The 12250-nt window shown below is 75.2% G+C and carries 11 protein-coding genes; 4 read left to right on the top strand and 7 right to left on the bottom strand.

Annotation, left to right across the window (positions count from 1 at the left end; genetic code table 11):
• Nucleotides 1-85: 85 nt before the first annotated feature.
• Nucleotides 86-1825: a pyruvate dehydrogenase gene (locus ACQP6G_RS15560; RefSeq protein ID WP_429765555.1), complete on the top strand. Its 1740-nt coding sequence runs from the start codon at nucleotides 86-88 to the stop codon at nucleotides 1823-1825.
• Nucleotides 1826-1865: 40 nt separating this feature from the next.
• On the opposite strand, the gene hisC is transcribed toward ACQP6G_RS15560, so the two are convergent.
• Both hisC and ACQP6G_RS15550 read right to left on the bottom strand, forming a co-directional pair.
• Nucleotides 1866-2969: a histidinol-phosphate transaminase gene (gene hisC, locus ACQP6G_RS15555; protein ID WP_429765553.1), complete on the bottom strand. Its 1104-nt coding sequence runs from the start codon at nucleotides 2967-2969 to the stop codon at nucleotides 1866-1868.
• Nucleotides 2970-3112: 143 nt separating this feature from the next.
• Nucleotides 3113-4069 (bottom strand): ATP-grasp domain-containing protein, encoded by a 957-nt coding sequence (locus tag ACQP6G_RS15550; RefSeq protein ID WP_429765551.1) that lies wholly within the window; start codon nucleotides 4067-4069, stop codon nucleotides 3113-3115.
• A gap of 107 nt (nucleotides 4070-4176) precedes the next feature.
• Between ACQP6G_RS15550 and ACQP6G_RS15545 the strand changes: the two genes are divergently transcribed.
• Nucleotides 4177-4575: a phage holin family protein gene (locus tag ACQP6G_RS15545; protein ID WP_429765549.1), complete on the top strand. Its 399-nt coding sequence runs from the start codon at nucleotides 4177-4179 to the stop codon at nucleotides 4573-4575.
• Nucleotides 4576-4602: 27 nt separating this feature from the next.
• On the opposite strand, the gene ACQP6G_RS15540 is transcribed toward ACQP6G_RS15545, so the two are convergent.
• The 3 genes from ACQP6G_RS15540 to ACQP6G_RS15530 form a co-directional block, all read right to left on the bottom strand.
• Nucleotides 4603-6348, bottom strand: coding sequence for a hypothetical protein (locus tag ACQP6G_RS15540; protein ID WP_429765547.1), 1746 nt, complete (start codon nucleotides 6346-6348; stop codon nucleotides 4603-4605).
• Nucleotides 6345-6584: a hypothetical protein gene (locus ACQP6G_RS15535; RefSeq protein WP_429765545.1), complete on the bottom strand. Its 240-nt coding sequence runs from the start codon at nucleotides 6582-6584 to the stop codon at nucleotides 6345-6347. The genes ACQP6G_RS15540 and ACQP6G_RS15535 overlap by 4 nt, the downstream gene beginning before the upstream one ends.
• A 150-nt stretch (nucleotides 6585-6734) precedes the next feature.
• Nucleotides 6735-7619 carry a sigma-70 family RNA polymerase sigma factor gene (locus ACQP6G_RS15530; protein ID WP_429765543.1) on the bottom strand — a complete coding sequence of 295 codons (885 nt, stop codon included), beginning with the start codon at nucleotides 7617-7619 and terminating at the stop codon, nucleotides 6735-6737.
• A 104-nt stretch (nucleotides 7620-7723) separates the two neighbouring features.
• Between ACQP6G_RS15530 and ACQP6G_RS15525 the strand changes: the two genes are divergently transcribed.
• The gene (locus ACQP6G_RS15525; protein WP_429765541.1) at nucleotides 7724-9103 is read left to right on the top strand and encodes an FAD-binding oxidoreductase; all 1380 of its coding nucleotides are present in this window, start codon (nucleotides 7724-7726) and stop codon (nucleotides 9101-9103) included.
• Between the two features lie 101 nt (nucleotides 9104-9204).
• Nucleotides 9205-10707, top strand: coding sequence for an adenylosuccinate lyase (gene purB / locus ACQP6G_RS15520; RefSeq protein WP_429765540.1), 1503 nt, complete (start codon nucleotides 9205-9207; stop codon nucleotides 10705-10707).
• Between the two features lie 40 nt (nucleotides 10708-10747).
• On the opposite strand, the gene ACQP6G_RS15515 is transcribed toward purB, so the two are convergent.
• Nucleotides 10748-11833: a hypothetical protein gene (locus tag ACQP6G_RS15515; protein ID WP_429765538.1), complete on the bottom strand. Its 1086-nt coding sequence runs from the start codon at nucleotides 11831-11833 to the stop codon at nucleotides 10748-10750.
• Nucleotides 11830-12216: a PadR family transcriptional regulator gene (locus tag ACQP6G_RS15510; protein ID WP_429765537.1), complete on the bottom strand. Its 387-nt coding sequence runs from the start codon at nucleotides 12214-12216 to the stop codon at nucleotides 11830-11832. The genes ACQP6G_RS15515 and ACQP6G_RS15510 overlap by 4 nt, the downstream gene beginning before the upstream one ends.
• Nucleotides 12217-12250: the final 34 nt, after the last annotated feature.

Here is a 12250-nt window from a genome sequence, read left to right as displayed (position 1 = left end):
CACCTCACGTCCCGACGTCCTGCGGAAACACGGCACCGGAGGCAGGATCGAGACGGACCAGCCGCCGTCATCAGGAGGTCTCGCCATGGCCCGCACCGTCGCCGAACACCTCGTCGACCAGCTCGTCGCCGCCGGCGTGAAGCGCATCTACGGGATCGTCGGGGACTCCCTGAACCCCGTCGTCGATGCCGTCCGCCGCACCGACGGCATCGACTGGGTGCACGTGCGTCACGAGGAGGCGGCGGCGTTCGCGGCCGCCGCCGACGCCGAGGTGACCGGCGAGCTCGCCGTCTGCGCCGGGTCGTGCGGGCCGGGCAACCTGCACCTCATCAACGGCCTCTACGACGCGAACCGCTCCAGGCTGCCGGTGCTCGCCATCGCGTCGCACATCCCCAGCGCGCAGATCGGCACGCAGTTCTTCCAGGAGACCCACCCGGACCGCATCTTCAACGAGGCGTCCGTGTTCTCGGAGCTGATCTCGTCCCCGGCCCAGCTGCCGCGCGTCACGCGGTCGGCCATCCAGCACGCGCTCGCCGCGCCGGGCGTCGCGGTGCTGACCCTGCCGGGCGACGTCGCCGACGAGCGCGTGCCCGACGACGACGCCCCGATCCTCGTGCCCGGCGCCTGCCCGGCGCGCGTCGTGCCGAACACCGCCGACGTCGAGGCCCTCGCCGACGCGATCAACCAGGCCAAGAAGGTCACGCTGTTCGTCGGCGCGGGCGCGCGCGACGCCCGCGACGCCGTCCTCGAGCTCGCCGACCTGGCCGCCGCGCCGGTCGGCCACTCGCTGCGCGGCAAGGAGATCATCCAGTACGAGAACCCCCACGACGTCGGCATGTCCGGCCTGCTCGGCTACGGCTCCTGCCACGAGGCGATGCACTCGGCGGACCTGCTGGTGATGGTCGGCACCGACTTCCCGTACGACTCGTTCCTGCCCGCCGACGTCCGCACCGCGCAGATCGACGTCGACGCCTCCCACCTGGGCCGTCGCACCCGCCTCGACCTGCCGGTGCACGGCGACGTCGGCGAGACCCTGAAGCTGCTCAACCCGCTGGTCAAGCGCAAGAAGGACCGCAAGTTCCTGCGCTCGATGGTCGACAAGCACGCCGGGCTCATGACCAAGGTCGTGGGTGCGTACACCCGCAACGTGGAGAAGCACACGCCCATCCACCCCGAGTACGCGGCCGTGCAGCTCGACGAGACGGCGGCCGACGACGCCGTGTTCACCGTCGACACCGGCATGAACAACGTGTGGGCGGCCCGCTACCTCACGCCCAACGGGAAGCGGCGCGTCATCGGGTCGTTCATCCACGGGTCGATGGCGAACGCCCTGCCGCACGCCATCGGCGCCGCGTTCGCGGAGCCCGGGCGGCAGGTCGTGGCGCTCGCCGGCGACGGCGGCCTGTCCATGCTGCTGGGCGAGCTCATCACCGTGCGCACCTACGACCTGCCGGTGAAGGTCGTCGTCTTCAACAACGCGACGCTCGGCATGGTGAAGCTGGAGATGCTGGTCGAGGGGCTGCCGTCGTACGGCACCGACTCCCCACCCGTGGACTACCGGAACATCGGCCTCGCCGTCGGCATCCCGTCGGTCCGGGTCGAGCGGCCGAAGGACCTGCGCCGCGCCCTCCGGGACGGGCTGGACCGCAAGGGCCCGGCGCTCATCGAGGTCGTCACCGACCCGAACGCGCTGTCCATCCCGCCGTCCATCACGTCGGGGCAGATCCGCGGGTTCGCCACCGCGATGACGAAGCAGATCTTCGGCGGCGGCATGGGCGAGGTCATGTCCATGGCGCGCTCCAACCTGCGGAACCTCCCCCGCTGACCTGACCCTGCCCGCCACCCACCCGGGTGGCGGGGCAGGGTCAGGGGCGCCAGGTGGCGGCGACGGCGAGGAACGCGTCGTTCGCCTCGACCTCGCCGATGCTGACGCGCAGGCCGTCGCCGGCGAAGGGGCGCACGAGGACGCCGGCGGCGGTCGCCTCGGCGGCGCGCGCCACGGTCTCCTCGCCGAGGGGGAACCACACGAAGTTGGCGTGCGTCTCCGGCAGGTTCCAGCCCTGCTCGCGCAGGGCGGCGACGACGCGATCGCGCTCGGCGACCAGCGCGTCGACCCGCTGGCGCAGCTCGTCCTGCGCGACCGGCTCGAGCGAGGCCAGCGCCGCGCGCTGGGCGATGTGGTTCACGCCGAACGGCGTCGACACCGCGCGGATGCCGGCGGCGAGGCGCGGCTCCGCGACGGCGTACCCGACGCGCAGGCCCGCCAGCCCGTACGCCTTCGACAGCGTGCGCAGCAGGACGACGTGGGGGTGCCGGCGCAGCAGGTCGACACCCTCGGGCGCCTGCGGGTCGCGCACGAACTCGAGGTACGCCTCGTCGACGATCACCAGCACGTCGCGCGGAACCGCGGCGAGGAACTCCTCCAGCTCGTCCGCGTGCACCACGGGGCCGGTGGGGTTGTTGGGCGTGCAGACCATGACGACGCGCGTGCGGGGCGTGACGGCGGCGGCCATGGCGGACAGGTCGAGCCGGCCGTCCGCGGCGACCGGCACCGTGACGGCGACGCCGCCCGCGACGGCGACCACGATCGGGTAGGCCTCGAACGACCGCCACGGGAACACGACCTCGTCGCCGTGCTCGACGACGGCCTGCAGCACGTGCCCGAGCACGGCCACCGAGCCGTTGCCCACCACGACCTGCTCGGCCGGGACGCCCACGTGCGCCGCGAGCGCCTCGACGAGCTCCGTCGCGTACATGTCGGGGTAGCGGTTGGTCTCCTCCGCCGCACGCGTGATGGCCTCGAGGACGGACGGCAGCGGCGGGTACGGGTTCTCGTTCGACGACAGCTTCCACAGCTTCGCGCCCTCGGCGGGCCGCGCGCCCGGCACGTACGCGGGCAGCGCGGCGACGGCGGCGCGCAGGGGGACGGCAGGGTTCTGGACGGCCGGCGAGTCAGCGGGGGTGGTCACAGCGATCAAGGATGCCACCCGCGCGGTGGTGGGCGAGGTCGTCCCTCCCTCCGCGAGGCAGTACCACCTCGCGAGGGCTCGTACTACCTCGGCTCGGTCCGTACTACCTCGCGAGGGCTCGTACTACCTCGGCACGGTGGGTACTACCTCGCGGAGGCGGGTACTCCCCCGGCGAGCTCCCGCACCAGGCCGGCGAAGAACCGGGCGATCGCGTCGGCGGCGGGTACCTCGACGGACTCCTCGACGTCCGGGCTGTAGTTGGTGTTCGTGTTGATGTCGTACGGCACGGTGCGGCCGTCGACCGTCTCGAAGAACTCGACCCCGGCGATCTCGATCCCCTGCTCGGCGAGCAGCCGCTCGAGCCGCACGACGACCGGGTGCTCGGCCGTGACCTCGGGCCGCAGGGCGAACAGCGGCGGCGGGGCGACGCCGTCGGCCCCCGGCAGCGCGCACGCCTCGGCCGGGCACAGCTCGAACCCGGTGGACGTGTCCACGCGGACCGCGTAGTGGAACCGGCCGCCGACGAACTCCGCACGGGTCACGAACGGCTCGGGCGCGACGAGCAGCTCCTGCAGCAGCCACACGCCGTCGACGGGCTCGTCGAGCAGGCCCGCGTCCAGGGCGGCGGCGAACGTCTCGACGTCGTCGAACCGCTGCACCCCCAGCCCCTTGCCGCCGCGGTTGTGCTTGGTGATGAACGGGGCGCCGAACCGTGCGGCCGCCGCCCGCAGCGCCGCGCGGTCCGTGACGGCGGTCGTGCGCGGCACGTCGAGCCCGGCGGCGCGCAGCAGGGCGTACTGCCGCACCTTGCTCACCTCGAGCGCCGCGGCGCGCGTGCCGTTGACGACTCGGCGGCCCGCCGCCTCGGCCCGGGACAGCACCGCCTGCGCGGCCTCCGGTGCGTGCGGGACGCCGCGCGTGTGCGCGGACGCACTGAGCCGCGACCAGTGCACGGCCAGGGGCGGCGGCGCGGCGAGGTCCAGGGCGACGTCGCCCAGGTGCACCGGTTCCAGGGGCACGCCGGCGCGGTCGAAGGCCCGCTCGAACGGCGGCAGCCAGTCGGGGTTGTCGTGCAGGACGAGGACGGACGGCTCGCTCACCCGGCGAGCCTACGCGCGCGGGCCGGTCGCCGGGATCCGGCCACCGAGCCCCGCGGCATCGAGCGTCGCGCCTGCCCCGCGCACTCATGACGTGCCACGATGGCCGCATGAACTTCATCGTCCGCACCCTCGTCACAGCCGTGGCGCTGTGGCTGAGCGACCTGATCTTCACCAACCTCGAGATCCTGCCCCCGTACGACGGCGACAACGTGCTCGAGTACATCCTGGCGGTGCTCGGTGTCGCGTTGGTGTTCACCATCATCAGCAGCTTCGTGAAGCCGATCGTCAGCATCATCTCGATCCCGCTGCTCATCCTCACGCTGGGCCTCTTCTACCTGGTCATCAACGCCGGTGTGCTGTGGCTCACGACCTGGATCACCGACCAGGGGTGGTTCGGGGACTGGGGCGTCGACGTCAGCGGCGGCTTCTGGTGGTTCGTCTGGATCGCCCTCATCCTCGCCGTGCTGCAGGCGATCATCGGCGCGTTCGCGCCGAAGAAGGGCTGACGCACCGGCCTCCGCCGCACGACACGCTCAGTGCAGCATCGCCCCCGTCGGGTTCACCGGCGGGGGCGCCGTCGTCCCGGGCGCCATGACCAGGGGCGGCGCCGGGTCCACCCGGCGCGCCGCGAAGAACCGGGTGCGCGCCCGGGTGCCGTCGAGCAGCCGCTCCAGCCGCGCCGTCACCCCCGCCACCTGCACGTTCCCGGACCGCCGCGCCGCCGCCAGCGTGCGCAGGTGCGTGGGCATCGCATGGGCGAGCGAGATGCTCCCGGCCGCGGCGACGTCGGCCGGGTCCGTCGAGTCCAGCAGCCGGCGCCCCACCGTGACGCGGTCCGCCGTGGCCGGCCCCTCCTCGCGGGACCGGCCGTCCACGTTCTCGACCAGGCTCTCCTCGTTCTCCACGTGCAGCACGGGCACCCCCGCGGGGAGGGCGAACGACGCGGTTGGCGCCCCCGCGGTCACCACGCCGCCGACGGGGTGGTTCGCGCGGAACGCCGACGACGCCGCGAGCGCCGCCGCAGCGATCCCGCCGAGGCTGTGGCCCACGAGCACCACGGGCTCGTCCGGGGACGCGCCCGCCGCGTCGAGGGCCTGCTCCACAGCCACGGACACGTCCGCCGCCTCGTGCGCCATGAGGCCGAGGTCGGTCGCGGCGTCGAACGGGTTCGAGGACGACAGGAGCTCCTGGGTCCCGGGGATCAGCACGGTCCACGACGTCGTGCCGTCGCCGTGCACGACCTCCTCCACCGCGAGCGTCCCGGCGGGCACACCGGCCGCGGGCCGGTCGACGACTCCGCTGCCCTGGGGGTAGAGGTCCGCGGTGCGCGCGAGCGTCTCCGCGACGGAGCCCGCCGGCCGGTCCGCCCACCCGGGCCGTTGGCCGGCGAGGTCCGCGTCGGCCAGGGCCACCACCTGGGGCACCGCGTCGGGCAGCAGCGCGGCCACGACGTCGGACAGCGAGCCCGCGCCGCGCGTGACGGGGTCCAGCGCGGCCGCCGGGCCCTCCTCGATCCCGCGCCGCAGGTCCTGCCAGGTCAACGGCCGGGTGGCGCTGAACCCCGCCGCGAAACCCCCGACCGCCTCGTCGGAGAACGGCGCGACGACCCGCCACACGCTCGCCAGCCTCCCGTCGGGGCCCGTCGTCACCGGCGCTGTCGGCGGATCGGGCGGGGAGGACGCGGTCGGCGGCGCCACGGTCGCGCCGGAGCCCGTCGATTCAGAGCCGGGTGAGCCAGAGCCGGGTGAGCCAGAGCCGGGTGAGGCGCCGCGGGCCCGGACACCGCGCAGCCCGTCCGCCACGGACGTGACGGTGAGCACCGGCGTCGCCGCCAGCCCGAGCCAGGCTCCCGCCGCGCCCGCCAGCAGGGTCACGGCCCCGTCGGCGACGCGCTGCACCACGCTCTCCGCATCCCGGTACAGGCCGGCCGCGAGCCGCAGCCGGCGCGAGCAGCCCTCCGCCGTCGCGGCCCGGGCGCGCAGCCGGGCGCTCACCTCGTCCAGCCGAGCCGCAGCCGCCTCCCGGGACGCGGCAGCCGCGGCGTCGTCCCCCGCGGCGCCGGGCAGCGGCACGGCCGGTCGCGGCCACGGGTCGGGGGCCCACGCCGCACCCCGCAGGGTCCCGGCGGCGCCGAACGACCGGTGGGACGCCCGCCGCAGGCCCTCCGCCACGCCGTCGAGCAGCACCGCCGCGCCCTGCACGGCCTCGGCGTCGACCTGGGCGAGGGCCCGGCCGCCCACGACGTCCAGGGTCTCCTCGGGCGGCAGCCCGCGCGTCACCGGGCCAGCACCTCGGCAGCCCCCTCGAGGAGCCGCAGATCGGCGTCGAGGTCGGCGAGCAGGGCGCCGACGTCGTCGCGGAACCGGTCGGCCGCTGTCGACTGCCAGGCCACCGCCAGGCTGCGCCGTGCGCCCGCAGTGGCGTCGAGGACGTCGTGGTGCGCCACGAGGACGGCGGCACGGGCGGCGCTCGGGTCGGGTGCCGGGGACGAGAAGGGTGGGGCCGGTGAGGTCATGCCCGCGACGCTAGGCCGCGCCCCGACCGTGACTCCGGGCGCGACTTCGGCCTGTGGACGGCGCCGCCCTGGGGACAGGCTCCCCACCGCGCCGCGCCGTCCCCGCGTCCGAAGCCGACGTCGGATACCGACGTCCGAGACCGACGTCCGCTATGCCTCCGGCACCCCCGCGAGCCGGGCGGCGTCCGACAGGATGTCGATGCCGACCACCCGGCCGTCCCGCACCGTGAACGCGAGCAGCGAGTAGACCGTCCCGTCCTCGAGGACGGTGACCAGGCCGGGCGAGCCGGCCACGAGCGCGAGCCGCGAGAAGCGCGCCGTGCCGAAGTGCAGGCGCGCCTGCTCCGCGACGGCCTGCGCGCCCCGCAGCACGCGGGACAGCTCCCCCGGCCCGTAGTCGAGGCGCACCACGACCTCCGGGTCGAGCAGCGCCACGAGGCCGTCGAAGTCCCCCGCCTGCGACGCGGAGAGGTAGGCGGCGACGACCTCCCGACGCCGCGCGACGTCGTCCTGCACGGGCACGGCGTCGCGCACCTTGCGGCGCGCGCGGCTGGCGAGCTGACGCGTGGCGGGGAGCGACCGGTCGACGAGCGGCGCGATCTCCTCGAAGGGGACCGCGAACTGGTCGTGCAGCACGAACGCGACGCGCTCGGCGGGAGTCAGGGTGTCCAGCACGACCATCAGCGCGGAGCCGAGGTCGTCCTGCTCGACCGCCCGCCGCTCGGGGTCGGCCGGCCCGTCGGCCGGCGCCACGAGCAGGTCCGGCAGGTGCCCGTCCCACGCCGTCTCCCGGCGCGTCCCGCGCGAGCGCAGCAGGTTGAGCGCCACCCGTCCGACGATCGTCGTGAGCCAGCCGCCGAGGTTCTCCACCCCTGCGGCGCCGGCGGCATGCGCGCGCACCCACGCGTCCTGCACGGCGTCCTCCGCGTCCGCCGTCGACCCCAGCACCCGGTACGCGACCGCACGCAGGTGCGGCCGGAAAGCCTCGAACTGATCCGCCGTGAGCCGGCCCGCCGCGAACTGATCCGTGCTCACCGGTCACACTCCTTCGTCGGGCCGTGTCAGAGAGGTGACAGCGCACGCTGCCGGTGACACCGAACCACGAGGGTGCGACACCGGCCCTTCGACCAGGAGCCCGCATGACCTCCCTGACCTCGAACGATCCGGCCTCGACCGATGTGGCCTCGACCGACACCTTCTCCCCGGCCCTCGCCCGCGACCTGCGCGGGCGGGTGCTCCTGCCCGGCGACGACGCGTTCGACGCCGCCGCGACCCCCTGGAACCTCGCCGTCCGGCAGCCCGTCGCGGCCGTCGTCGAGGCCGCTGACGCCGACGACGTCGCCGCCACGGTGCGGCACGCGCGCGACGCCGGGCTGACGGTCGCGGCCCAGTCGACGGGCCACGGCGCGTCGGGCGACGTGGTGGGCACCGTCCTCCTGCGCACCCGCGCGCTCGACGCCGTCGAGGTGGACCCGGTGCGCCGCACCGCCCGGGTCGGCGCCGGGGCGTCGTGGGGAGCCGTGCAGTCCGCCGCGGCCCCGCACGGCCTCACGACCCTGCTCGGCAGCGCCCCTGGCGTCGGCGCCGTCGGCTACACCCTCGGCGGCGGGCTGGGGTGGTTCAGCCGCGCCCACGGCCTGGCGGCCGACCACGTGCGGTCGTTCGACGTCGTGTCCCCCGCGGGCGAGAAGGTCACCGTCACCGCCGCCTCCGACCCCGAGCTGTTCTGGGGGCTGCGCGGCGGGGGCGGCGACCTGGCCGTCGTGACGGCGATGGAGATCGACCTGGTCGAGCTGCCCGCGTTCGCGGGCGGCAAGGTCGCCTGGCCGGCCGCGCGCGCCGCCGAGGTCCTCGGCGCCTTCCGCGAGGTCACCGCCACGGCCCCGGCCGAGCTCAGCGTCTGGCTGTCGCGGGTGGAGGCGCCCGGCGCCCCGGCCGTCGTCGTCGTGCACGCCGCGTACCTCGGCGACGCGGCCGAGGCCCGGACGCTGCTCGCCCCGTTCGCCGCCGTCCCCGACGTCCTCGGGCAGGGCGTCGACGCGGCGATCGGCCCGGTCGCGCCGGTCGACGTCGGTGACATCACCGCCGACCCGACCGACCCCTCCGCGGGGAAGGGCCGCGCCGAGCTGCTGCAGGGGATCGACGACGAGGCGGTGGAGCGCCTGTTCACGACCTCGGTCGCGCCGCTGCTCGTGCTCCAGCTGCGGCACCTGGGCGGCGCCCTGGCCGCGCCGGGCGACGGCGCGGGCGCGCTGGGCGCGATCGACGAGCCCTACCTGCTGTACGCGTTCGGTCTGGCGTTCGAGCCGAGCCTCGCGGCCGCCGTCGGCCACCGCCTCGAGGCGCTGCCGGCCGAGCTCGCGAGGGTCGCCACGCTGCGCAAGCCCGCCACGTTCCTCGCCCCGGGCGAGAGCGCCGCGGCCGCGTACGACGACGCCGCCCTCGCCCGGCTGCGCGACCTCAAGCGGGCCCGCGACCCGCGGGGCACGGTCCGCGGGAGCTACCCGCTCCTCGGCTGAACCGGGCGCCGGCGATCGTGGTGAGCGCGATCTCGGGGACAGGTCGCGGTCGGCCTGTCCCCGAGATCGCGCTCACCACGTCCGTCTGCGCCCGTGGGAGAATGTGGGCCGTGACCTCCCCCGCGCCGCAGACCTCGCCGACAGAGTCCACAGCCGTCCCGACCCGCGTCACTCTCGCGGACGTCACCCCGCCGATCGCGCTGGGGCCGCTCGACGGCCGCTACCGCGGCGCCGTCGCGCCGCTGGTGGACCACCTCAGCGAGGCCGCGCTGAACCGGGCGCGCATCCACGTCGAGGTCGAGTGGCTGGTCACGCTGTGCAACGGCACGACGGCGACCCCCGGCGCCGTCGTCCCCGGCGCCCCCACGCTAACCGACGCCGAGATCGCCTACCTGCGCCGGATCCCCGCCGCGTTCGGCGCGGACGAGATCGCCGAGCTCGCCGCCATCGAGCGCGAGACGGTGCACGACGTCAAGGCCGTCGAGTACTTCATCAAGCGCCGCATCGCCGCCGCGCCCGAGGTCCTCGGCGAGACCAGCCTCCCCGCCGCGAGCGAGCTGGTGCACTTCGCGTGCACGTCCGAGGACATCAACAACCTGTCGTACGCGCTCATGGTGCAGGGCGGCGTGCGCGAGGTGTGGCTGCCCGCCGCGACCGCGCTGACCGACCAGCTCGCCGAGATGGCGCGCGAGCACGCCGAGGTCCCGATGCTCAGCCGCACGCACGGTCAGCCGGCCACGCCGACGACGATGGGCAAGGAGCTCGCCGTCCTCGCGCACCGCCTGCGCCGTCAGCTGCGCCGGGTCGAGGGCGCCGAGTACCTGGGCAAGCTCAACGGGGCCACCGGCACCTACGGCGCGCACGTCGTCGCCGTCCCGGGCGCCGACTGGCCGGCCGTGTCGAAGGCGTTCGTCGAGCACCTGGGCCTGGTCTGGAACCCGCTGACCACGCAGATCGAGTCGCACGACTGGCAGGCCGAGGTCTACGCCGACGTCGCCCGCTTCAACCGCATCCTCCACAACCTCGCGACCGACGTGTGGACGTACATCTCGCTGGGCTTCTTCACGCAGATCCCCGTCGCGGGGGCCACCGGCTCGTCGACCATGCCGCACAAGGTCAACCCGATCCGGTTCGAGAACGCCGAGGCGAACCTCGAGATCTCGTGCTCGCTGCTCGACACCCTGTCGGCCACGCTCGTGACGTCCCGCCTGCAGCGCGACCTCACCGACTCCACCACGCAGCGCAACATCGGCCCGGCGTTCGGCCACTCGCTGCTCGCGATCGACAACGTCCGCCGCGGCCTCAAGGCGCTCAACGTCAACGCCGCGCTCATGGCCGACGACCTCGACCACAACTGGGAGGTGCTCGGCGAGCCCGTCCAGTCTGCGATGCGCGCCGCGTCCGTCGCCGGCGTCGAGGGCATGGAGAACCCGTACGAGCGGCTCAAGGAGCTCACGCGCGGGCAGCGCGTCGACGCCGCTCGGATGCGCGAGTTCGTCGCCGGCCTCGGCCTGCCCGACGACGTCGCCGCGCGCCTCGCGGACCTCACGCCCGCGTCGTACACCGGCATCGCCGCCCGGCTGGTCGAGGACTACCTCGCCTGACCCCGGTGCGCCGAACAGGCGGTTGGTCCCGGTATGAGCGTCAGACGGCGCCCATCCCGGGACCAACCGCCTGTTCGGCACCCGGCCGGAGGCTGGCGCGGGCGTCCGCGAGCCCGTCCACCCGGTTGACGACCCAGCGCGCGGACGCCGTGGCGACGAGCGCGATCGCGAGGAGCACCCAGAGGTTCCCCTCGTCCACGACGTCCATCGGCAGGAGTCCCCGCGAGCCCATCAGCCCGGTCCGGCCCACGACGACGGCCGCGCCGACGCCCGCCAGGACGGGCAGCGCCTGCCGGGCACGGCGCGACACCAGCAGGCCCCCGGCGAGCACACACGTGCCGACCACGACGATGCCGCCGCCGAGATCCGCGAACGGCGCGTCGTACGACGGCCACCATGGCACGAGCCCCAGGGCCGTGCGGGCGAGCGCGACGACCGGCATCAGCGCGCCGACGGCACCGGCCACTCGGACCAGCCCGGCGACGCCCCGGGGAGCCGGGACGAGCCCCTGGGACGCGGCGAGCACCGCTGCGGCCACGACGAGGGCCGACTGCGCGACCGCCCACCCGAGCCCGGAGAGCACCGGGAACAGACCACCACCCGTCGCCCCGACGACTGTCATGCCGCCCAGCGCGACCCAGGTCGCAGCCGCGGCCGCGCCGAGCAGCCGCACGGCGGCCCGGAACAGACCGGCGGCGAGCGCGAGGGAGGCGAGCACCCACAGCGCCCACCCCGGGGCGAGCGGCACCGCGACGCCGAGCCCGGCGACATCGTGCCCGTGGGCGACGCCCTGCGCCACCGCGCCGAGCGAGGACGCCGCCGGGTAGCCGAGCACGACGGAGAGCACGACGAGCACGCCGACGGCGCCCCGGCGTCGTCGTTCCGGCGTGGGTCCCAGCGGCGCAAGCGCCCACTCCCGCGCGGCGGCGCGCAGCAGGTCGACGACGTCCCCGCGCGCGGGTCGCGACTGCCCGGGCGCGGCGGCGTCGAGCAGGTGGCCGAGCATCTCGGCGCCGTGTGCGCGGCGGTACGCGAACGGGAACAGCCGCAGCAGCCGGCGATAGTCGCGCACCAGCGCGGGGACGACAGCGGTGACGTCGGTCGGGTCGGGGCGGTCGGCGCTCATGCCGGCACCTCCCCGAGACCGCCGGTGACGGCGCGGCCCGGTCGGGACATCCGCCGCGCCGCGAGGCGCTCCAGCGCCTGGCGTGCCTGCGCCTCGGCCCGGCGGGCCTCGGCATCGAGCCGGGTGCCGCCCTCGACGGTCAGGCGGTAGTAGCGCCGCAGCCGGGAGTCGACCACCTCCTCGTGGTCCACCTCGACCAGTCCGGCGGCGACGAGCCGGTCGATCGCGCCGTAAAGAGTGCCGGCGCGCAGCGCGACGCGCCCGCCTGAGCTCTCCTCGACGTCTTTGGAGATGCCGTACCCGTGCGCCGGCCCCTGCGCGAGGGCCGACAGGACGAGGAACGCGGGTTCCTGCAGCGCTCTGTGTGAGGGCTTCGATGCCATGCCGAGGACCATACTCTCGCCACAAAGGCATGCC

It is taken from the genome of Isoptericola nanjingensis, from assembly GCF_050311635.1.
GTDB classification, from domain to species: Bacteria; Actinomycetota; Actinomycetes; order Actinomycetales; family Cellulomonadaceae; genus Isoptericola; species Isoptericola nanjingensis.
The sequence above is the reverse complement of the archived record's forward strand: the minus strand, read 5'-3'. Positions and strand labels throughout refer to the sequence as shown.